This is a genomic window from Isoptericola luteus (assembly GCF_020297055.1).
GTDB lineage: Bacteria > Actinomycetota > Actinomycetes > Actinomycetales > Cellulomonadaceae > Isoptericola > Isoptericola luteus.
Window position 1 is genome coordinate 130,247 of record NZ_JAIXCQ010000008.1, and the last position, 21,002, is coordinate 151,248.

The 21,002-nt window shown below is 73.3% G+C and carries 21 protein-coding genes; 13 read left to right on the forward strand and 8 right to left on the reverse strand.

Going from position 1 to position 21,002, the window contains the following annotated elements; translation table 11 throughout:
- Positions 1-4 precede the first annotated feature (4 nt).
- From LEP48_RS12590 to LEP48_RS12600, 3 genes are all read right to left on the reverse strand, one after another.
- The gene (locus LEP48_RS12590; RefSeq protein WP_225565944.1) at positions 5-1,144 is read right to left on the reverse strand and encodes an FAD-dependent monooxygenase; all 1,140 of its coding nucleotides are present in this window, start codon (positions 1,142-1,144) and stop codon (positions 5-7) included.
- A gap of 97 nt (positions 1,145-1,241) precedes the next feature.
- Positions 1,242-1,640, reverse strand: a complete 399-nt coding sequence (locus LEP48_RS12595; RefSeq protein ID WP_308010028.1) for a PIN domain-containing protein — start codon at positions 1,638-1,640, stop codon at positions 1,242-1,244.
- A gap of 102 nt (positions 1,641-1,742) precedes the next feature.
- Positions 1,743-2,516, reverse strand: a complete 774-nt coding sequence (locus LEP48_RS12600; protein ID WP_225565945.1) for a thioesterase family protein — start codon at positions 2,514-2,516, stop codon at positions 1,743-1,745.
- A 164-nt stretch (positions 2,517-2,680) separates the two neighbouring features.
- Between LEP48_RS12600 and LEP48_RS12605 the strand changes: the two genes are divergently transcribed.
- A complete protein-coding gene (locus LEP48_RS12605; protein ID WP_225565946.1) occupies positions 2,681-2,992 on the forward strand; it encodes a DUF5808 domain-containing protein in 312 nt (103 codons plus the stop codon).
- A 1-nt stretch (position 2,993) separates the two neighbouring features.
- Here LEP48_RS12605 and LEP48_RS12610 read toward each other — a convergent pair whose 3' ends face one another.
- Positions 2,994-3,827: an aldo/keto reductase gene (locus LEP48_RS12610; protein WP_225565947.1), complete on the reverse strand. Its 834-nt coding sequence runs from the start codon at positions 3,825-3,827 to the stop codon at positions 2,994-2,996.
- A 47-nt stretch (positions 3,828-3,874) separates the two neighbouring features.
- On the opposite strand from LEP48_RS12610, the gene LEP48_RS12615 reads away from it, so the two are divergent.
- A complete protein-coding gene (locus tag LEP48_RS12615) occupies positions 3,875-4,582 on the forward strand; it encodes a Type 1 glutamine amidotransferase-like domain-containing protein (protein WP_225565948.1) in 708 nt (235 codons plus the stop codon).
- Positions 4,583-4,585: 3 nt separating this feature from the next.
- On the opposite strand, the gene LEP48_RS12620 is transcribed toward LEP48_RS12615, so the two are convergent.
- Together LEP48_RS12620 and nhaA are read right to left on the reverse strand one after the other, a co-directional pair.
- The gene (locus tag LEP48_RS12620) at positions 4,586-5,002 is read right to left on the reverse strand and encodes a VOC family protein (protein WP_225565949.1); all 417 of its coding nucleotides are present in this window, start codon (positions 5,000-5,002) and stop codon (positions 4,586-4,588) included.
- Between the two features lie 102 nt (positions 5,003-5,104).
- Positions 5,105-6,940 carry a Na+/H+ antiporter NhaA gene (nhaA, locus tag LEP48_RS12625; RefSeq protein WP_225565950.1) on the reverse strand — a complete coding sequence of 612 codons (1,836 nt, stop codon included), beginning with the start codon at positions 6,938-6,940 and terminating at the stop codon, positions 5,105-5,107.
- 157 nt (positions 6,941-7,097) lie between these two features.
- Between nhaA and LEP48_RS12630 the strand changes: the two genes are divergently transcribed.
- From LEP48_RS12630 to LEP48_RS12670, 9 genes are all read left to right on the forward strand, one after another.
- Positions 7,098-8,147, forward strand: coding sequence for a YdcF family protein (locus tag LEP48_RS12630; RefSeq protein ID WP_225565951.1), 1,050 nt, complete (start codon positions 7,098-7,100; stop codon positions 8,145-8,147).
- Positions 8,148-8,313: 166 nt separating this feature from the next.
- Complete coding sequence (locus LEP48_RS12635; RefSeq protein ID WP_225565952.1) at positions 8,314-9,795, forward strand: SH3 domain-containing protein; 1,482 nt, start codon at positions 8,314-8,316, stop codon at positions 9,793-9,795.
- A gap of 153 nt (positions 9,796-9,948) precedes the next feature.
- A complete protein-coding gene (locus LEP48_RS12640; protein ID WP_225565953.1) occupies positions 9,949-10,572 on the forward strand; it encodes a hypothetical protein in 624 nt (207 codons plus the stop codon).
- A complete protein-coding gene (locus tag LEP48_RS12645; protein ID WP_225565954.1) occupies positions 10,569-11,483 on the forward strand; it encodes a hypothetical protein in 915 nt (304 codons plus the stop codon). The genes LEP48_RS12640 and LEP48_RS12645 overlap by 4 nt, the downstream gene beginning before the upstream one ends.
- 109 nt (positions 11,484-11,592) lie before the next feature.
- Positions 11,593-11,862, forward strand: coding sequence for a GlsB/YeaQ/YmgE family stress response membrane protein (locus tag LEP48_RS12650; RefSeq protein WP_225565955.1), 270 nt, complete (start codon positions 11,593-11,595; stop codon positions 11,860-11,862).
- Positions 11,859-14,591 (forward strand): HAD-IC family P-type ATPase, encoded by a 2,733-nt coding sequence (locus LEP48_RS12655; RefSeq protein WP_225565956.1) that lies wholly within the window; start codon positions 11,859-11,861, stop codon positions 14,589-14,591. Before LEP48_RS12650 ends, LEP48_RS12655 begins: the two co-directional genes overlap by 4 nt.
- Positions 14,592-14,687: 96 nt before the next feature.
- Entirely contained in the window at positions 14,688-16,133 is a 1,446-nt protein-coding gene (locus tag LEP48_RS12660) for a basic amino acid/polyamine antiporter (RefSeq protein ID WP_225565957.1), read from the forward strand.
- Positions 16,134-16,166: 33 nt separating this feature from the next.
- Complete coding sequence (locus LEP48_RS12665; protein WP_225565958.1) at positions 16,167-17,429, forward strand: arginine deiminase; 1,263 nt, start codon at positions 16,167-16,169, stop codon at positions 17,427-17,429.
- A gap of 55 nt (positions 17,430-17,484) precedes the next feature.
- Entirely contained in the window at positions 17,485-18,534 is a 1,050-nt protein-coding gene (locus LEP48_RS12670) for a S66 family peptidase (RefSeq protein WP_225565959.1), read from the forward strand.
- A 36-nt stretch (positions 18,535-18,570) separates the two neighbouring features.
- Here the strand turns inward: LEP48_RS12670 and LEP48_RS12675 are convergent, their stop codons facing one another.
- Positions 18,571-19,209, reverse strand: a complete 639-nt coding sequence (locus LEP48_RS12675) for a TetR/AcrR family transcriptional regulator (protein ID WP_225565960.1) — start codon at positions 19,207-19,209, stop codon at positions 18,571-18,573.
- Positions 19,210-19,321: 112 nt separating this feature from the next.
- Here LEP48_RS12675 and LEP48_RS12680 point away from each other — a divergent pair, with 112 nt between their 5' ends.
- Positions 19,322-19,786, forward strand: coding sequence for a hypothetical protein (locus LEP48_RS12680; RefSeq protein WP_225565961.1), 465 nt, complete (start codon positions 19,322-19,324; stop codon positions 19,784-19,786).
- On the opposite strand, the gene LEP48_RS12685 is transcribed toward LEP48_RS12680, so the two are convergent.
- Complete coding sequence (locus LEP48_RS12685) at positions 19,761-20,558, reverse strand: isocitrate lyase/PEP mutase family protein (RefSeq protein WP_225565962.1); 798 nt, start codon at positions 20,556-20,558, stop codon at positions 19,761-19,763. The two genes, LEP48_RS12680 and LEP48_RS12685, sit on opposite strands and share 26 nt — an antisense overlap.
- Positions 20,559-20,629: 71 nt before the next feature.
- Between LEP48_RS12685 and LEP48_RS12690 the strand changes: the two genes are divergently transcribed.
- A complete protein-coding gene (locus LEP48_RS12690) occupies positions 20,630-20,992 on the forward strand; it encodes a YidH family protein (protein WP_225565963.1) in 363 nt (120 codons plus the stop codon).
- Positions 20,993-21,002: the final 10 nt, after the last annotated feature.

The following is a 21,002-nucleotide window of genomic DNA, read 5'->3' on the forward strand; positions in this document are numbered from 1 at the left end:
CGGCTCAGGCGGGCTCGCGGACCATGGTCTGGATGCGGTGCATGAGCGCGGGCACGTCGGCGACGGGCGGCCGGACGCCGTCGAGCATCCACTGCACGATCTGCACGGACGCCTCCACGACCTGGCGCGCGCGGGGCAGCCGCCGCGCGGTGTAGCGGGCGAGGAGGTCGGCGTCGAACCGGTCCGCACCGACGAGGAGCTCGCTCAGCACCGCGGCGTCCTCCAGCGCCTGGGCGGCGCCCTGGGCGAGGGTGGGCGGGCAGGAGTGGGCGGCGTCGCCGGCGAGGACGACGCGACCGCGGTGCCACGGCCCGTCGACCACGTGCCACTCGAACAGCGAGTAGTTCACACCGGTGGTGTCGGTGAGCTGCGCACGGACGTCGTCCCACGGCCCGTGGTAGCTGCTCGCCAGGTCCCGCACGACGGCGATCTGCTCGGCGGGGCTCAGGTGCCGCCGGTCCTGGACGTCCTCGACGAGGTAGGCGTACATGGTGTCGGGGCCGGTGGGGCAGTAGCCGGCGATGTAGCACCGCCCGCCGTGCGTGAGGTCGGTGCGGAACACGTCGGCGGGACGCGCGACGTCCACCCGCCAGATGCCCATGCCGGTGCCGCGCGGTTCGCTGTCGATGCGGAGCGCGCGCCGGGTCCAGGATCCGACACCGTCGGCACCGACGACGAGGTCGTACCGGCGCTCGCTGCCGTCGCCGAACGTCACGTCGACGCCGTCGTCGTCCTGGCGCAGCCGTGTGGGGAAGGTGCCGAACCGCACGTCGGCGCCCGCCTCGGCGGCGTGCTCCAGCAGGATGCGGGCGAGCGTGGGGCGGGGGATGCCGAGGGTCGCGGGCAGGTCGTCCCCTCCGGTGCGGACGTCGGGGATCTCGGCGACGAGCGTCCCTGCCGGGTCGGGGGCGCGCATCCCGACCGAGTCGAAGGCGTACCCGTGGGCCTGCAACCGGTCCCAGACGCCGACGTCGCGCAGGACTCGCAACGCGTTGCCCTGCAGCGTGATGCCGGACCCCTCGACGGGGACGGCGGACCGCGCCTCGGCGATCTCCACCCGGACCCCTGCGCGGGCCAGCTGGGTCGCGGTGGCGCAGCCGGCGCTACCACCGCCGACGATCAGGACGGACTGCACTGCGGGCATGGGACCTCACTCGGATCGGGCGGGCTCGATCAACCGGACTGATGTGTCCGAGCAACCGGATTGTCCCTTTTCTACCGTATCCGGGACGTGCGAGGGCTCATGACCCCGGCGTCGCGCCGAGCGCGTCGCCCGGTGTCGCCAGCCAGTCCTCGACCTCGAGCCCGGGGACGCCGGTGAACTCGCGGACGTTGTTGGTCGCGACGACGAGGCCGAGCGACCGGGCATGGCCTGCCAACAGGGTGTCGAACGGGCCGATCGGTTCTCCCCGACCGGCGAGGATCGCGCGGATCCGGCCCGCGTGCATCGCTGCGGCGGTGTTGAACGGAAGGGCCTCGACCAGTGACAGCAGCTCGCCCACGGCCCTGCGGCTCCGAGCCGGGTCGTTCGACCGTTCGATGCCGTACTCGAGCTCCATCTCGCTGATCGACGACACGGCGACGCGCCCCTCGGCCGCTTGGGACCGTGGTCGTGCGACGTCGGCCCTGCCCCGCAGCAGCGTTGCGGAACACGGTGGTGCGCATGACGCCTCCTACGTATATACGTCAGGTATAGACGTGCACGGTGCGATGGACGAGCCCCGTGCCGCGGGACCACGCCGTCAGCGCAGCGGCCGGACGACCAGCGACTGGGCGTTCGTGCCGAACGCCCCGTCGACGTCGTGCAGGACGGCGCTCGTCAGACCCGCCCCGGCAGACCCGAAGGTCACGGTGGTGTCCAGTCCGAGCCACTCCCCGGCGGGCAGCCGGTGCAGGTGCGCGGTGAGGTCGAGGTTCGGGAACGCGACGTCCCGCGGGTCCGAGCGGACGGACATGCCGTTGGCGACGTCGAGCAGCCCGGCGAACCGGGCGAGGGCACCCACCTCCTCGTCCTCGACGAGCGGGTGGGCGGTGCGCACCCAGACCACGCCCCGGCCGGGAGCCTCCAGGGTGCGGCGCACCTCGATCGACGCGACGAGCCCGCCGGGCCAGTCCGTGGTGGGGTCCCACGCCGGCGTCTCGTCCGGTCCGGGCAGCGGCGCGGGCCCGCCGCCGGCCAGCGCGGTGGTGTCCCCGACCTGCCCGAGCCAGGCGCGCAGCGTCACGACCTTGCGGCCGGAGCAGCTCACCTCGGCCTCCACCAGCTCCACGCCGCGCCCCGGCCGGACCACACGGACCGCCGTCTCCATCTCCTCGAGGCGGTACGGGCCCCAGATGTCGTAGGAGAGCCGGAGGGGAGCGAGATCGTCGCGCCCCCGGGCCTGCCGGTCCGCCTCGACCAGGTGGGCGAGCAGGCCCAGGGTGGGGGCCACGTGCTGCTCGTCGGTCTTCCAGGCACCTCCCACCAGGGGTGTCGGCTGGAACGTCGTCGCGCCGGTGCGGCGGAAGTAGGCCATGAACCGTCCTCGTCGGTGGGGGAGACCGCCATCCTGCCAGGGCGGCCTGCCGCCCCGCGCGCCGTCGGCCCGCTCGACACGACCCGGGGCTCGTCGGCCCGCTCGACGCGACCGGGGTCGTTCCCGCACGATGGACCAGGACGTCGTCGACGATGGGAGCCGAGATGGGTCAGCGCACGAAGAAGAAGAGCGGCCTGAAGTCCGTGGTCCGCCTGGTGACGATCGGCCTGGTCGTCGCCGCCGTGGCCAAGGAGCTGCAGAAGGACGAGGACGACCGGACCTGGAACGGCACGGTCGCGGGCTTCGTCCCCTACGACTTCCGTGTGCCGACCGTCGACCGGATCCGCGAGCGGATGTGGGACCCGGAGGGCGAGCACATCGTCAGTCCCCACGTGTTCGGCGTCGGATGGACGCTCAACCTGGGTCGCGTCGTCACGCTCGCCCGCGCCCAGCTCGGCCAGGCGGCGGAGTCGTAGGTCAGAGCTCCTCGTAGCGGGCCGGGTCCTGGTCGGCGATGCGCCCGTCGGGCCGGGCCAGGCCCGCGATCGTGTCCAGGTCGGTTTCGGTGAGCGCGACGCGGCCCGCCTCGAGGTTCTGGCGCTGCCGGTCGGCGGACGAGGCCTTGGGCAGCGGGACGACGCCGAGGCGGGTGTGCCACGCGAGGATGATCTCGGGGACGGTCGCGTCGTGGTCGCGGGCGATGCCCGCCAGGACCGGGTCCTCGAGCATCTCGTTCGCGCGCCCGAGCGGGCTCCACGCCTGGGTCACGATGCCGTGGGCGGCGTCGTAGGCACGCTGCTCCGGCTGCGGGAAGTACGGGTGCATCTCGATCTGGTTGACGGCCGGGACGACACCGGTCTCCGCCGCGAGCCGGTCGAGGTGCTCGGGCAGGAAGTTGGACACGCCGATCGCCCGCACGAGCCCGCGCTCGCGCGCCTCGATCAGCGCCGTCCACGCCTCGACGTACTGGTCGCGCGCCGGGTTGGGCCAGTGCAGCAGGTACAGGTCGAGGTGGTCGAGCCCGGTGCGGGCGACGCTCTCCTCGACGGTCGCCAGGGCGTCGGCGCGCGCGTAGTACCGGCCGGGAAGCTTGGACGTCACGACGACGTCCTCGCGCGGGACGGCGCTCGCGCGCACACCGGCCCCCACGGTGCCCTCGTTCTGGTAGCTGACGGCGGAGTCGAGCAGCCGGTACCCGAGGTCCAGGGCCTGGGCGACGGCCCGCGTGCCGTCCCGGCCGCGCAGCCGGTAGGTGCCGAGCCCCACCGCGGGCAGCGTCAGTCCGTCGGCGTTCGTGGGGTGCTGTGCCACGTCGAAACTCCCTGTTCGTCGGTCGTCGTCAGTCGTAGGGTCTCACCGTGATCGGAACGGTGCTGACTCTCGGCGGTGGCGGCTTCTCCATGTCGGACGACGGCTCGTCGGCCATCGACGACCACCTGCTCGACCTCACGGGCGCCGCCACTCCGAGGGTGTGCTTCGTGCCCACGGCCAGCGGCGACGCGGACTCCTACGTCGAGCGGTTCGAGTCCGCGTTCGCGGGCCGCGCGCGCACGTCGGTGCTGTCGCTGTTCTGCCGGGACCCCTGGGGATACCGGGACCCGAAGATGCTGCTCGAGCAGGACGTGGTCTACGTCGGCGGAGGATCGACGGCGAACCTGCTCGCCGTCTGGCGGCTGCACGGCGTGCCCGAGCTGCTCGCCGAGGCGGCGGCGCGCGGCACCGTCCTGGCAGGGATCAGCGCGGGCATGAACTGCTGGTTCGAGAGCTCGTCCACGGACTCGTTCGGTCCGCTCGCCGCGCTCGACGACGGCCTCGGGATCCTCGCCGGCAGCGCCTGCCCGCACTACCTCGGCGAGCCCGACCGCCGCGAGAAGTACCTCGGCTGGGTGGGCGACGGAGCCCTGCACGACGGGTACGCCGTCGACGAGTTCGCCGCACTGCACTTCCGCGACGGCGAGCTCGTCGAGGCGGTCGCCGAACGGCCGGACCGGCCCGCGTTCCGGGTCGAGCGTGCGGCCGACGGCAGCGGCGCCAGGGAGACCCGGATCCCGGTCCGCCGGCTCTGAGACTCAGCTCGCGCCGCTCGACTCCACCTCGGCGTCGCTGCGCAGGATGCAGAACTCGTTGCCCTCGGGGTCGGCGAGCACGACCCAGCCACCGTCAGGCCTGCGCCGGTCCGCCACCTGGGTGGCGCCGAGGGCGAGCAGACGCTCGACCTCCTCGTCGCGGGTGCGGTCCGTGGGCCGCAGGTCGAGGTGGACGCGGTTCTTGATCTCCTTGGCCTCGGGCACCTCGATGAACAGGACGCGCCCCCGGCTCTCGGGCCGTGCGTCCACGTCCGTGCGGGGCACGATCATGCACTCGACATGACCTGGCAGGTTGGGGTCGCCGGGCACGTCCGTGTAGCCGAGCACGTCGGCCCAGAAGACGGACTGCGCGTAGGCGTCGCGGGCGTCGAACGTCGTGTGCGAGATGCGAGAGGTCATGGCGCCATCGGACCACGGCGGTCCCGCCGGGGCCACGCTTTTCGTGACCGCCTCGGCAGGTGACCCGCGGGCCGTGGTCTCGAGCGGGGCCGCGCCGACGGCTCAGGAGCGGCGGCGCCGGGCCGGGTCCTGCGCCGCGGCCACCTCGTTCGCCTCGAGCGCCGCGATGAGCGTGCGTGCGTCGTGCGGGCCGCGGTGACGGACGCCGTCGAGGAAGAAGGTGGGCGTGCCGCGCGCGCCGCTCGCCCGGGCGCTCGCCAGGTCGGCCTGCACGCGCGCGTGCACGGCGTCGTCGCCCAGGTCGGCGTCGAACCGGTCGAGGTCGAGGTCGATCCGTGCGGCGTGCTCCCGCAGGTCGTCGGGCTCGAGGCGGGACTGGTGCGCGAACAGCTCGTCGTGCATCTCCCAGAACCGGCCCTGTCGCGCCGCGGCCTCGGCCGCCACGGCCGCGAGGTAGGCCTGCGGGTGGGCGTCGTCGAGGGGCAGGTGCCGCACGACGTAGCGGACCCGGTCGCCGAAGTGCTCCCGCACCTCGTGGCCCATGCCCGTGGCGCGGGCGCAGAACGGGCACTGGAAGTCGAGATACTCGACGACGGTGTGGGCGGCGTCGTCGGACCCGAGCACGTGGTCCCGCTCGGGCTCGACGGGCGGCTCGAGCGTGACGGGCAGGTCGGCGCTCGTCTCGCCCCATCGCACCCGGGCCACGGTGAAGACCAGCCGCCCCAGCAGCGAGGAGATCACCATGGCGAGCAGCACGCCCACCGTCGCGGCCTGCGCGTCGACGCGGTCGGGGAACGCGAGGTTCACCACGAGCAGGGCGACGGTGAACCCGATGCCGGAGAGCGCGGCCCCGCCCACCACGCTGCCCGGCCCTACGCCGTCGGGCAGCGTGCCGAGCCGCAGGCGCAGCGCCGCCCACGTGCCGAGCGTGACGCCCACGAGCTTGCCCACCACGAGCCCGGCCACCACGCCCCAGGTGATGGTCGACGTGAGCGCGTGGCCGAGTGCGCCGCCGCGCAGGTCGATGCCGGCGTTGGCGAGGGCGAAGACGGGCACGACGACGAGCGAGACGGGCCCGCGCAGCACCTCGTGCAGGCGGTGGTTCACGGAGATGGACCGTGCCAGGCCCACCTGCACGGTGCGGGCGACGGCCGCGCCGGGCGACTGCCAGTAGGCGCGGAACAGGTGCTTCGCCTGCAGCACGTCGGCGCGCTGCGTGACGGCGGCGGGCACGAGCAGCCCCGCCAGCATGCCGGAGATCGAGGGGTGCACCCCGGCCTGCACGGTCGCGCCCCAGAGCACCACCACGACCAGCACGTACGGCGAGCTGCGCCACTGGCGCATCCGCCCCAGCAGCCACAGCGCGGCGAGGCTGGCGGCGGCCACCACCAGCGGGCCGACCCGTACGTCATCGGTGTAGAAGACGCCGATGATCAGGACGGCGAGGAAGTCGTCCACCACGGTCAGGGTCAGCAGGAAGACGCGGAGCTGGCTCGACATCGCCGGGCCCACGAGGGCGAGGACGCCGAGCAGGAACGCGGTGTCCGTGCCGACGACGACCCCCCAGCCCTGGGGTGCGGCACGACCTGCGACGGCGAGGTACACCAGCGCGGGCCCGAGGACGCCGAGCGTCCCGGCCACGAGCGGCACCAGGCGGTGGCTGCGCTGACGCAGCGACCCGACGGAGAGGTCTTGACGCACCTCGAGCCCCACGACGAAGAAGAACAGCACCATGAGGCCGTCGTTGACCCAGTGGTGCAGGTCCATGTCGAACCTCAGGTCGCCGACGTCGATCCGGACCGGCGTCGCCCACAGGTCTGTGTACCAGGGGGACAGCGGCGAGTTCGCCCACACGAGCGCCAGGAGGGTGACGGCGACCAGCAGCAGGGCAGCGCCGGACTCGGTGCGGAGGCGCTCACGCAGCGCCAGGCCTGCCATCACACGTCTCCGTCCGCCTGCGGTCAGTTCGCGCGTGAGCCTCGGCGTGATCCGGTGACGGATCCCCGGGTGGCGTTCGCACGGACGCGCCGGATGTCTGCCTATCCTGCCTGGCAGTCCGTCCACCAGCGCGTCGTCCAACACCCGGGAGGGCCGAGTGATTCCCGAGCTCAGCGCAGGTCTCGGCACGGTGGTGTCGGCCGCCACGGCGACAGGTTTCTGGGGGTGCTGGCTCGCCTGGTCGTTGCGCCAGGACCGGCGGCGCCTGCGCAACGGGTTCCTGCTGATGGCCGTCGTCTACACGGGCGCCGGCCTCGTGAGCGCGCTGGTCTCCCTGGTCCCCGGGGGCGCGGAGGCCCTGTCGTGGGTCACCCTGGCGCTGCTCGCCGTCCTGGCCCTCGGGCTGCTGGCGCTGCCGGTGTTCCTCGTGCTCAACGGGGTCACCATGGTGCGGCGCGAGCGCCGCAGCCTCCCGAACATGCTGTCCCTCCTGGCCGGGCTCGCGATGCTCGCGGCGCCGGTGGTCGCGCTGGTGCCGGCGGCCCTCGGGGCGCCGTGGGCCCTGGCGCTCACGACCGTGGTGCTGCTGGCGACCGCCTGGCTCGGGTTCTCGTTCCTGGGCTTCGTCGCCCAGACGCTGCTGTACCGCCGGTACGCCGCCCGGGTGCCCGCGCACGCGGTTGTCGTGCTGGGTTCCCGGGTGGTGGGCGGCCGCGTGCCACCCTTGCTCGCGGCCCGGCTGACGACGGCCCTCGAGGCGGCCACGCGGCTCGGCGGAGCGGACGGCCCGGTCCCCGTCGTGCCGTCGGGCGGGCAGGGAGCCGACGAGGACCGGCCCGAGGGGGTGGCCATGGCCGAGTGGCTGTCCGACCAGGGCGTGCCGGCCGAGCGCATCCTCGTCGAGGACCGCGCGCGCACGACCCGGGAGAACCTCGCGAACAGCGTGGCGCTGCTGCGCGCCGCGGGCGTCGCCGAGCCGTACCTCCTGGCGACGAACGACTACCACGCGCCCCGCGCGGCGCTCGAGGCGATGGATCTCGGGCTCGAGGTGCACGCCGTCGGCGCCCCCACGGCCGGGTACTACTTCCCCAGCGCCTACCTGCGTGAGTTCGTGGCCGTCGTGCGGCGGCGCCGGGCGGTGCACCTCGGGGCAGCGGCGAGCATCGTGCTCGCCGGCGTGCTCGTGCTGTTCCTCGCGACGAGGTAGCGGATCCCCTCCGGCGGCCCCGGCCGTACCACCCCCTCCGCGGACAACCCGGATGCTTGCCGCGCGAAACCCGGCCACATGACCTATCTCTTGTCCGACAGTGTCAAGCGGACACGTCGTTCGAGATCGGATCGTCGCCGGGGGGCACAGGTTGACAACAGCACGGGTGAAGCAGCGCGTCGGAGCGCTGCTGGTCGCAGGGGCGCTCTCGCTGGGGCTCGGGGTGGGGTCGGTCCTCGTGGCCCCGCCGGCGGGCGCGGCGTCGGGCGTGGTCGCGCCGCTGGCCGCGAAGACGTACTCGATCTCGTCGTACTACGGGCCGCGGTGCATGCCGGTCGCCCGGGCCTCGGCGTGGCACAAGGGGCAGGACATGGGGGCCGCGTCCGGCCGCCGCATCAACGCCATCGCCTCCGGGACGGTGCTGCGGGCGGGGTCGATCTCGGGGTTCGGCCAGTGGGTCGTCATCAAGCACTCGATCGGCGGGCGCACGATGTCGTCGCTCTACGGGCACGTCATCGACGGCGACCGCTACGTGCGCGTCGGGCAGAAGGTCAAGGCCGGGCAGCGGATCGCCGACGTCGGCTCGACCGGCACGTCGACCGGGCCGCACCTGCACCTGGAGATCTTCAAGGGCACCTACGGCTCCGGCGCCACCAACACCGACCCGATCGCCTACCTCAAGGGGCAGGGCGTCGACCTGGTCCGCTCCGCAACGTGGGCCGCGGCCCGCAAGGTGCCGTCGTCGTGCACCTACTACGCGGCGAGCAAGGTCAACCTGCGGTCCGGCCCGTCGACCGGCACGTCCGTGCGCGCCGTCGTCCCGAAGGCCGGCAAGCTCACCGCGAAGCCGGGCGACGCCTCGGGGACCTGGCGCAAGGTGAAGTACGGCTCCAGGACCGGGTGGGTGAGCGCCTCGTACGTCACCCCGCGCAAGCCGGCGGTGTCCTCGGCGGCCACCGTCTCGAAGAAGACCGCCACGACGTCGAAGGCGTACGTGCGGGTCTCGGCGCTCAACCTGCGCTCGAAGGCGTCGACGTCGTCGAGCGTGCTGACGACGCTGAAGAAGGGCACGGCGGTGACGCGCGTGGGGTCGGCGTCGAAGGGCTGGCAGAAGGTCAAGGCCGGCTCCAGGACGGGCTACGTCTCGGCGTCGTACCTCTCGTCGAGCAAGCCCGCCACGACGTCGGCGGCGAAGGCCCCCGCGGCACCGAAGGCGAAGACGTCGTACGTGCGGGTGTCCTCGCTGAACCTGCGGGCGAAGGCGTCCACGTCCTCCAAGGTGCTCGCGAGCCTGAAGAAGGGCACGGCGGTGAAGCACGTCGGGTCGGTGTCGAAGGGCTGGCAGAAGGTGAAGGTCGGCTCGAAGACCGGCTACGTCTCGGTGTCGTACCTCTCGTCGAGCAAGCCGGCCGCGACGTCGGCGTCGAAGCCGCCCAAGTCCACGAAGGCCAAGACGTCGTACGTGCGCGTCACCTCGCTGAACCTGCGGGCGAAGGCGACGACGTCCTCCAAGGTGCTCGCGAGACTGAAGAAGGGCACGGCGGTGAAGCACGTCGGGTCGGTGTCCAAGGGCTGGCAGAAGGTGAAGGTCGGCTCGAAGACCGGCTACGTCTCGGTGTCGTACCTCTCGTCGAGCAAGCCGCGCTGATCCCTCGGCAGCAGGCGGTGCTGCTCTCGCGTCCGCGCTGAGGTATCAGCCGCCGGCACGCGCGTTCCCCTTCGGTAGAGCCGGCGCGCGACGGGCGCGCCGGGACGTGGGACGACCGCGATGCGGCCGCTCGGGTGCGCCCGGGGTGGCGGGATGAGTCAGGGCAGAAGGCTCCTGCTGGGAGCGATGGTGGCGGCGAGCGTCGCGGCGTGCTCCCTCGGCCCGCCGGCCGCGCCCGACGACGCCGACCCGGGCACGGCGGCGGCAGAGCCCTCACCGGGCACGTCGGACGGGATCGCCGTCGACCCGGACGCCGCGCCGGAGCCCGAGGCCGACGACGGCGAAGAACCCGCCGCGCCCCGCGCCGACGGCCGCCCGGCACTGCCGCCGCTGGCCGAGCTGGACGCGGGCGGCGACCCGTCGTCCGTCGTCGCCGTCGACGAGGCGTGGTGCGCGGTCGTCCAGCCCGCGGCCACCCCGGACCCCGGCGTGTGGGTCGAGGTCTACGAGGTCGAGTCCGACCCCGGACGCGCGGTCGAGGTCACCTGCGGGGGCGCGGCCTCGTGCGTCGGCGCGACGCTGACCCACGCAACGCCCGCCTGCGCGATCGCCGTCGTTCCCCCGACCCCCGGGACGGAGAGCGTCAGCACCGCCCTGAACGTGCGGATCTCGTGCGACAGCGAGGAGCTGTGCGAGGACTACCGCGCCCGGGTGACCACGGGGACGCGCTGGGTCATGCCGAGCCCTGCGCCGCCCGCCGAGGAGGACGGCGCGTGACGACGCCGTCCGGCACGGTCCGGCCCGACGAGGCCGAGCGCGCGGGCGCACTGGGTCGCCTGTGGACGCTCGTCGGGTCGGTCGTCGCGCCGGCCACGCTGGTGACAGCGGTGCTGTTCTACTTCGGCTACGTGTCCTCGCGGTCCCAGTACCTGTACTTCGGCATCGACGTGGACCTGCTCGGGTTCAGCACCCAGGAGTTCGTCATGCGCAGCCCGCAGCCGTTGCTCGTGCCGATGCTCCTGGTCCTGCTGGTGGGGGTCGGGCTGGTGCTGGTGGACGCCGCGCTGCGGCGCCGGCTCGCGACGGCGGCCGGGGCGACCGCGCGGCGCTGGGCGCGCGGCCTGGTCGCCGCGGGGACGGCGCTGCTCCTGCTGGGGGTGACGCTGCTGCTCGCGTACCCCGCGCTCACGGGCTGGGCCCTGTTCCCGCTGGTCACGCCCGTCGTCCTCGGGGCGGGCGCCGCGCTGCTCGCGTACGGCCTGGCGTGGGCGCGCCGGCACCCGCGCCCCGGGCGGGCGGCGGGCACCGGCCCCGATCCCGGCCGGACGGCGGTGGTGCTGCTGGTGCTGACCGTGGTCGCCGCGCTGTTCTGGGCCACGGCGACGGTCGCCGAGTGGTCGGGCACCACCCGCGCGAAGGGCCTGGCGAGCAACCTCACCGTGCTGCCCGCCGTCGTCGTCGACACGACGCAGCGGCTGCACGGCGGCGACCCGGCCGTCGAGGAGTCGGTGCTCCCGGCCGACGCCTCCGGCGTGGAGCGCTACCGGTACCGCGGGCTGCGGCTCCTCGTCGAGGGGGAGGGCGTGCTGTACCTGGTGCCGCAGCGATGGTCGGACCGGGGGTCGACGTTCGTGCTCGACCGTGAGGACGTGCGCGTGCGGTTCCGCTTTGTCAACGACCCGCCGTGACGATGGTGGGCGGTCTCACGGACCCAGGCCCCGCGTCTGTCGTGCGCCCAGGGGCTCGCGGTCCTACATTCAAGGGGTCTGACCAGCCACGGCGAAGGATGGAGCGATCATGACTGCAGGTGGAATCATCACGGCGATCATCATCGGCGCGATCATCGGAGCGTTGGGCCGGCTCCTGGTGCGAGGCAAGCAGAACATCTCGATCCTCGTGACGATCCTCGTCGGCATCGTCGCGGCCCTCCTCGGGACCTGGCTCGCGGACCTCGTCGGGGTCAAGGACACCGGTGGGATCGACTGGATCGAGCTCGCGTTCCAGATCGGCCTCGCCGCCGTGGGCGTGGCGATCGTCGCCGGGACGATGGGGCGCAAGACTCCGTGACCGACCAGCTCGGCGAGGCGCCCACGGCGCCCTGGTCTCGCGCGCCCCAGGACGTCCTCGCCGAGCTCGGCACCACCCCGACCGGCCTCGACCGCGAGGACGCGGCCGCCCGGCTCGCCCGCGTCGGCCCGAACCGGCTGCCACCGCCGGAGCGCGACCCGCTGTGGAAGCGGGTCGCGGTGCACTTCGACGACGTGCTCATCTACATCCTTCTCGTCGCCGCGGTGCTCAAGGCGATCCTCGGCGACTGGGTCGACTTCACCGTCATCCTCGCCGTCGCGATCATCAACGCCGCGATCGGCTTCATCCAGGAGGGTCGCGCCGAGAGCGCGCTCGACGGCATCCGGCAGATGCTGTCGCTGCACGCCGAGGTGCGGCGCGACGGCGCCTGGGAGCGTGTCGAGGCGGACGACCTCGTGCCCGGCGACGTCGTGCGCGTGCGGTCGGGCGACAAGGTCCCGGCCGACGTCCGGCTCCTGGAGGCCACGAACCTGCGCGTCGAGGAGTCGGCGCTGACGGGGGAGTCGGTCGCGGCCTCGAAGCGGGCGGCAGCGGTCGCCGCCGACGCCGGCGTGGGGGACCGCACGAGCATGCTCTTCTCGGGCACGCTCGTCGCCGCGGGCCAGGGCGTCGGGGTCGTCACTGCGACAGGGCAGGCCACGGAGATCGGCCGCATCCAGACGATGATCTCCGAGGTCGAGAGCCTCCAGACGCCCCTGACGCGCCAGCTCGACCACTTCGGCAAGATCCTCGCCGTGCTCATCCTGGGCATGGCGGTCGTCATGGTCGTCATCGGCCGCGTCGTGCACGACTTCAGCGTGCCCGACCTGGTGTCGGCGTCCATCGGGTTCGCGGTCGCGGCCGTGCCGGAGGGTCTGCCCGCCCTCGTGACCATCACCCTCGCGCTCGGGGTGCAGCAGATGGCGCGGCGCCGCGCCATCACGCGCAAGCTGCCCGCCGTCGAGACGCTCGGGTCGGTCACGACCATCTGCTCGGACAAGACCGGCACCCTCACCAAGAACGAGATGACCGCCCGAGTGGTGCGCACCGCGGCCGGGGCGTTCGCCCTGTCGGGCGCCGGGTACGCACCGCACGGGACCGTCGCCGTGAAGGACGGGCCCGACGACGGCGCCGAGGTGACGCTCTCGGAGCGCCCCGACCTCGCGGGCGTCGCGACGACGATGACGTTCTGCAACGACGCGCGGATCGTGCCCGCCCAGGACGCCGCCGACGACGACGGGTGGCGCCTGGTGGGGGAGCCCACGGAGGGTGCGTTGCGCTCGATGGGCATGAAGGCCGGCGTCGAGACGCACGACTGGGCGCGCGTCGCCGTCGTGCCGTTCGAGTCGGAGCACAAGCTCATGGCCACGCTCGACCGGGACCCGGCGGGCGGCCTGCACGTGCACGTCAAGGGGGCGCCCGACCGGGTGCTCGTCCGCTGCGCCACGCAGACCGGCGCCGACGGGGCCCCGGAGCCCCTGGACCGCGGCTTCTGGACCGAGCAGATCGACGCCCTCGGCGGCCAGGGCCTGCGGGTGCTGGCCGCCGCCCGCGCCACGGCGGGCGCGGGCACGACGGCGCTCGAGCTGTCCGACGTCGACGAGGACCTGGAGCTGTGCGGGCTGGTCGGCATCGTCGACCCGCCGCGCCCGGAGGCGGTCGGCGCGATCGCGCAGTGCCGCACGGCGGGCATCCGCGTCAAGATGATCACGGGCGACCACGCCGGGACGGCGCTGGCGATCGGCCGCGAGATGGGGATCGTCGACGGCCGGTCCGGGGACGGGCCCGCCGTCCTCACGGGCCCCGAGCTCGAGGCGATGAGCGCCGAGGAGCTGCGCGCCGTCGTCCGGGACGTGGACGTGTACGCCCGCACCAGCCCCGAGCACAAGATCCGCATCGTCTCGGCGCTGCAGGCGCACGGCGAGGTCGTGGCCATGACCGGTGACGGCGTCAACGACGCCCCCGCCCTCACGCAGGCCGACGTCGGCGTCGCGATGGGGATCAAGGGCACGGAGGCGACCAAGGAGGCCGCCGAGGTGGTGCTCGCCGACGACAATTTCGCCACCATCGAGCGGGCGGTCGAGGAGGGGCGGCGGATCTACGACAACATCCGCAAGTCCGTGCTGTTCCTGCTGCCGACGAACGGCGCGCAGTCGCTGGTCATCCTCCTCGCGGTGCTGTTCGGCCTCGTCCTGCCGCTCTCGCCGGTGCAGGTGCTGTGGATCAACATGATCACCGCGGTCACGCTGTCCCTCGGCCTCGCGTACGAGCAGGCGGAGCCCGACGTCATGCACCGGCGGCCGCGCGACCCCGCGGCCCAGATCATCGACGGCGTCTTCCTGCGGCGGATCCTCGTCGTGTCGCTGCTGATCGGCGGCGCCACCATGGTCGTCTTCTACGCGGAGCGGGCGCAGGGCGCGACCCACGCCGAGGCGCAGACGACCGCCGTGACGATGCTGGCCCTGGGGCAGCTCGCCTACCTCTTCAACTGCCGGTTCCTGGACCGGTCGAGCCTGACCCTCGACGTGCTGCGCGGGAACCGCGTCATCTGGATCTCGGCGGCGTCGCTCGTGGCGCTGCAGGCCGTGTTCGTGTATGCGCCGTTCATGCACGGCTGGTTCGGGTCCGCCCCGATCGGCCTCGAGGAGTGGGGCAAGACCCTCGGCCTGTCCGTCGTGGTGTTCCTGCTCGTCGAGGTCGTCAAGCGGCTGGGTGCCCGGCGGCGCTGACACGGATCGCCGTGCGGACCTGCCCTGATGGTGGGAGCATCGAGCGCAGCACTGCCGATGATCGTCTCAGCCGACCGCACTCCGGGGGCATCGAACATGGCACACGAGGACACCGTCACACCCGCCAAGGGTGCGACCAAGGTCTCGCTCCTCACACTCACCGCCATGGTCGTCGGGTCCATGGTGGGCGCTGGCGTCTTCTCCCTGCCGAGCAGGTTCGCGCAGGAGACGGGCGTCCTGGGCGCCCTCATCGCCTGGGCCGTGGCCGGGACGGGCATGCTGATGCTCGCGTTCGTCTTCCAGCGTCTCGCCGTGCGCAAGCCCGAGCTCGACGCCGGGGTCTACGCCTACGCCAAGGCAGGCTTCGGGGAGTTCACGGGCTTCTTCTCCGCCGCCGGGTACTGGGCCAGCGCCTGCGTCGGCAACGTCACCTACTGGGTGCTCATCACCTCGACACTGGGCCAGTGGATCCCGGCGCTCGGTGCGGGGGACACCGTGCTGGCGATCGTGTGCTCCACCGCCGGGCTGTGGTTGTTCTTCCTGCTCGTGCGCCGCGGCATCAAGGAGGCGACGGCGATCAACCGGATCGTCACGGTCGCCAAGGTCATCCCCATCATCGTCTTCGTCCTGCTCGCGCTGTTCCTGTTCGACCCGGGGGTCTTCGCCGAGAACTTCGGCGGGGCGGACTACGCCGGCTCCCTGTTCGACCAGGTGCGGGGCACGATGCTCATCACCGTCTTCGTGTTCCTCGGCGTCGAGGGCGCGAGCGTCTACTCCCGGCACGCCAAGCGCCGCGAGGACGTCGGGCGCGCCACGATCCTGGGCTTCCTGAGCGTGCTCGCGATCTTCGCCTCGGTGTCGATCGTGTCCTACGGCATCCTGCCGATGGCCGAGATCGCCGAGCTGCGCCAGCCCTCGATGGCGGGGGTGCTCGAGGCGGCGGTCGGCGACTGGGGCAGCGTCTTCGTCGGCATCGGGCTGATCGTCTCCGTGCTGGGTGCCTACCTGGCGTGGACGCTGATGGCGGCCGAGGTGCTGCTGGTCAGCGCCAAGGACCGCGACATGCCCCGGTTCCTCGCCCGCACCCAGCGCGACGTGCCCGTGAACGCCCTGCTGCTCAGCACGTCGCTGTCGCAGGTGGTGCTGATCGTCACCTATTTCTCCGAGGACGCGTTCGACTTCGCGCTCGACATGACCGCCGTCATGACGCTGATCCCGTTCCTGCTCGCCGCGCTCTACGCCGTCAAGCTCCGCACGACCCGCGAGACCTACGACGGCGCACGGCCCTCGACCCTGCGCGCCGACCTGGTCATCACCGCTCTTGCCACCGTCTACACGGCGTTCCTGGTCTTCGCGGCGGGTTTCAGCCTGGTGGTGGTCTCGTTCCTCTTCTACGCCCCGGTGACGATCCTGTTCGTCATGACCCGCCGCGAGCAGGGGCGCCGGGTCTTCGCACCCGCCGAGCTGGTCGGGTTCGTGGTGGTCCTCGCCCTCGCGGCGCTCGCCGCGACCGGGCTCGCCGCCGGCTGGATCTCGATCTAGGCACCGTCGTACCGTTCCACCGAAAGGACCCCGATGACCTCCGTATCGTCCACGCCCCCCGTCCCCCCGCACGGCGTCCACTCGGAGGTCGGGCGGCTGCGCAAGGTGCTCGTCTGCTCGCCCGGGCTCGCGCACGAGCGGCTCACGCCCAGCAACTCCGACGACCTGCTGTTCGACGACGTCATGTGGGTGGAGGCGGCACAGCGCGACCACCTCGACTTCGTCAACAAGCTGACGAACCGTGGGGTCGAGGTCGTCGAGCTCCACGACCTGCTCGCACAGACGATGGACATCGCCGAGGCGCGCGCCTGGCTGCTGGACCGCAGGGTGGTGCCCAACCGGGTCGGTCTCGGGCTCGTCGAGGGCGCCCGCGCCTACTTGGATTCGCTGCCGTCGCGCGAGCTGTCGCGCCTGCTCATCGGCGGTCTCTCGACGGCGGACCTGCCCGCCGACTTCCGCACCGGCTACCTGTCCCTGGCCCGCGAGTCGCTTGGCGCCGGCGACTACCTGCTCCCGCCGCTGCCCAACACGCTGTACACCCGCGACACGACCTGCTGGATCTACGGCGGCGTGACGCTCAACCCGCTGTTCTGGCCGGCCCGGCACGACGAGACGATGCTGATGCAGACGATCTACGGCTTCCACCCGGACTACGCGCCGTCGCGCGTGTGGTGGGGTGACGCCGAGCAGGACTGGGCTCGCGCCACCGTCGAGGGCGGCGACGTCATGCCCGTCGGGAACGGCGTCGTCCTGATCGGCATGAGCGAGCGGACGTCGCGTCAGGGCATCACCAGCCTGGCCAAGTCGCTGTTCGACGCCGGCGCCGCGGAGCGGGTCGTCGTCGCCGCCATGCCCCAGCTGCGTGCCGCGATGCACCTCGACACCGTGTTCACCTTCGCCGACCGCGACCTCGTCACCGTGCACCCCGCCTTCGTGGACGGCATCCGGGCGGTCTCGCTGCGGCCGTCCGACGCGGCACCCGGCATCGAGGTGACCGACGAGGGGGACACCCCGTTCGTCGACGTCGTCGCCGAGGCGATGGGGCTGCCCCGGCTGCGCGTCGTCGAGACCGCCGGGGACGTGTACGCCTCCGAGCGCCAGCAGTGGGACTCGGGCAACAACGCCGTGGCGCTGGAGCCCGGCGTCGTCTTCACCTACGACCGCAACACCCTGACCAACGCCGCGCTGCGGCAGGCCGGGGTCGAGGTGATCACGATCGTCGGCGCCGAGCTCGGCCGCGGTCGCGGTGGCGGGCACTGCATGACGTGCCCGATCGTCCGGGACCCGCTGGACTGACCGCCGGGCGGCAATCCGGTTGCCCCGGGACTGGTCCACCGGGGAGAGTCCGGGGATGACGATCCGCTACCCGCGCCCCCTGCGTCCCGGCGACACGATCGGTGTCACCGCGCCGTCGGCCGGCGTCGAGCCCCCGCTGCACGCTCGTCTGCACCACGCCGCCGACGTCGTGCGCGCACGGGGCTACGACGTGCGGGTCGGCGCGACGCCCACGGGGTCGGGCGTCGTCAGCGCCCCGGCCGCGGACCGCGCCGCCGAGCTCACCGCGATGCTCACGGACCCCGTGGTGCGCGCCGTCGTGCCGCCGTGGGGCGGCGAGCTCGCCGTCGACCTGCTCGGCCGCCTCGACTGGGAAGCGCTCGCGGCCGACCCGACGTGGCTCGTCGGCTTCTCCGACATCTCCTCCGTGATGCTGCCGCTCACCCTGCGCACCGGCGTCGCGACGCTGCACGGTCAGAACCTCATGGACACCCCGTACGACGTGCCCGACGGCCTGCTGGGCTGGTGGGACGTCGCCGCCGCCGGGCCCGGTGACGTGCTGGTGCAGCGCTCGCCGCGCCGGTACCGCTCGTCCGGGTGGGACGACTACGAGAAGCACCCGGAGGTCTCGACCTGGACGCTGGACGCGGCCGGCGCGTGGGTGCGGCTCGACGCCGGGGCTGCGGCCGAGGGTGACGACGCGGCCGTCGACGTCGGCGGCCGCCTGATCGGCGGCTGCGTGGAGACCGTCGGCGTCCTCGCGGGCACGCCCTACGGCGACGTGCCGGCGTTCGCCGCCGAGCACGCACCGGAGGGCCTGGTCGTCTACCTCGACGTGTGCGAGTGGGGCGCCACCGACATCGGCCGCGCGCTGTGGGCGATGCGGTACGCCGGCTGGTTCGACGCCGCGAACGCCGTCCTCGTGAGCCGCACGCACGCTCCCGCCGTCGGGGGCTTCACCCAGCACGACGCCGTCCGCGACGCCCTCGGCGACCTGGGGATCCCGGTGCTCGGCGACGTCGAGTGCGGGCACGTCCCGCCGTACCTCGCGCTGGTCAACGGCGCGCTCGCGCGCGTGCAGCACGGGCCGGACGAGTCGGTGATCACCCAGCGTCTCGTGCCGTAGCCGCCTGCCGGGCCGGCCCTGCGGGCCCTGCGGGCCCTACGAGCCCGCGAGCCCCGCGAGCACGATGTCGAGCATCCGGTCGAGCTCGGCGTCCGAGCCGAAGTCGGACCAGCCCGGCGCGAGGGCGGCCATCGCCGGATGGGTCTGCGGGTCGAACGCGGGCACGGCGGTCTGCCCCTCGGCCGTGCGGGCCAGCAGGTGGCCGTTGAGGAAGCCGAACAGCACCATCGGTGCGTCGGCCACCACGCGGTCCGGCAGGCCGTCGCGCCGCATCGCGGCCACCAGGGACTCGAGCGCGGAGACCGCGACAGGCGACGTCTGCGCGCGCGTGACCAGCAGCGGGAACACGCGGGGATGCCGGTAGGCCATGTCGCGGTACGCGTGCGCGATGTTGCGGGCGAGCTCCTGCCATCCGCTCGGGTCGTGCTGCGCCGTGGTGGTTGTGGTGACCGCGAGCTCGGCGACCTCGCCGAGCACGGCCTCCGAGGCGGCGTCCAGCAGCGCCGCCTTGCCCTTGACGTGGTGGTAGATCGACATCGGGTCGACGCCGAGCGCACCGGCGAGCGGGCGTACGCCGAACCGTTCCAGCCCGTCCCGGTCGATCAGGGCGACCGCGGCGGCCGCGATCCTTGCGCGGTCGAGACCTGCTGAGGTACCTCGTGCGCGTCCGGCCATCCGCCGCTGCCCCCTTGAGCTCGCTTGCCAAACCTACGTCGTAGAACATACCGTGCCACGAAGACCTACAGCGTAGGTTTCGCCAGTTCGTCCACCGACAGGGAGGCTTCCCATGACGAGCACCCCGCAGGAGCGCCGCGCCCTCGTGGCGATGTCCGTGGGCCTCGCGCTCACCGTGCTCATGACGCTCGTGCCGTTCCTCGACGGAGGCACCCGGCTGCTCGCCGACCACGTGCGCACGGGCTACCCGTCCTACGGCCAGGCACAGGTCGACGCCGCCGTCACCACGTACCAGTACCTGCTGGCGGGTGTCGGCGTGCTCGGCGTCGCCGCCTGGTTCTGGACGATGCGTGCCGTCCGGGCGCGCCGGCGGTGGTCACGAGGCGCCGCGGTGGGTGCCTTCGCGCTCGCCGTCGTCGTCGCGCTGACCGCGCTGCTCACCCCGGACACCTCGGGTGAGGCAGGGTTGGCGCCCGCCCTGGGCTGGGCCGGTCTGGCCCCGTGCGTGGCCGGCGGCATCGCCGTCGTGCTGCTGTGGCGGGCGCCGCGCGTCAGCGCTGGAACGCGCGCGGCATGAGCTCGCGGGCCGGGGCGGTGCGGTCGAGGAACGCCGTGCTCCCGGCCTGCAGCTCGCGCGCCGCGTCGATCAGTCCAGACAGGGCGTTCCACGCGAACGCGCCGCCGACGGAGATCCGTGCGACGCCCGCCTCGGCGAGCGCCGCCGGGTCGGGGCCGCCGGGCACGAGGAGCACGTTGACCGGCCGGTCCACCTCGCGGCACAGCGTGGCGACCTGCCCGGCGTCGCGCAGCCCCGGCGCGTACAGCACGTCGGCGCCCGCCTCCTGGTAGGCCTGGAGCCGGGCGATCGTGTCGGCGAGGTCGTCGCGGCCGTGCAGGTGGTTCTCGGCGCGGGCCGTGAGCACGACGTCGCCGGAGGCCTCCGCCGCCGCCGCGATCCGTTCGACGGCGAGCGTCCGGTCGTAGATCGGGTCGTCGTCGCGGCCGGTGTGGTCCTCGATCGAGCACCCGGCGACCCCGGTGCCGCGGGCGTCCGCCACGGTCCGCGCGACGTCGTCGGGGGAGTCCCCGAAGCCGTTCTCCAGATCGGCGCTCACCGGGACGTCGACGGCGGCCGCGAGCACAGCCGCGTGGGCGAGCGCCTCGTCGCGCGTCACTGCGCCGTCGGCGCGCCCGAGCGTCGCCGCGAACCCGCTGCTCGTGGTGGCGAGGGCCGCGAACCCGAGCGCGGCGAGGATCCGCGCGGACCCGGCGTCCCAGGCGTTGGGCAGCAGCAACGGGTCGCCGGGGCGGTGCAGGGCGAGGAAGGCAGCGCGATCGGTGAGGGCCATGACGTCGACGCTAGCCACCGCCACCGACGCGCCCGCGCCCTGTGGCCCGGCGCTGACTAGGCTCGGGCCCCGTGAGCCGCGAACGCTTTCCCCGCTGGGTCTACGAGAAGGGCACCGAGCCGGACGCACGCTTCTCCCTCGCCAACGAGCGGACCGTCCTCGCGTGGATCCGCACCTCGCTCGGGCTCATCGCGGGCGGCACGGCGCTGGAGGCCCTCGACCTGCCCATGGAGCCGACGCTGCGCCTGGTGGCGTCGGTCGTGCTGCTCGTCGCCGGGGTGGTCGTGCCCGTCGTCGCGGCCGTCGAGTGGGCGCGGACGGAGCGCGCCATGCGTGAGCACGCGCCGCTGCCCGGCGGGCTCACGGGTCTCGTCCTCGTCCTGACCGTGAGCCTGGTCGGCGTCCTCGTGCTGCTCGCGCTGCTGCTGTACTGAGGCGTGCTGC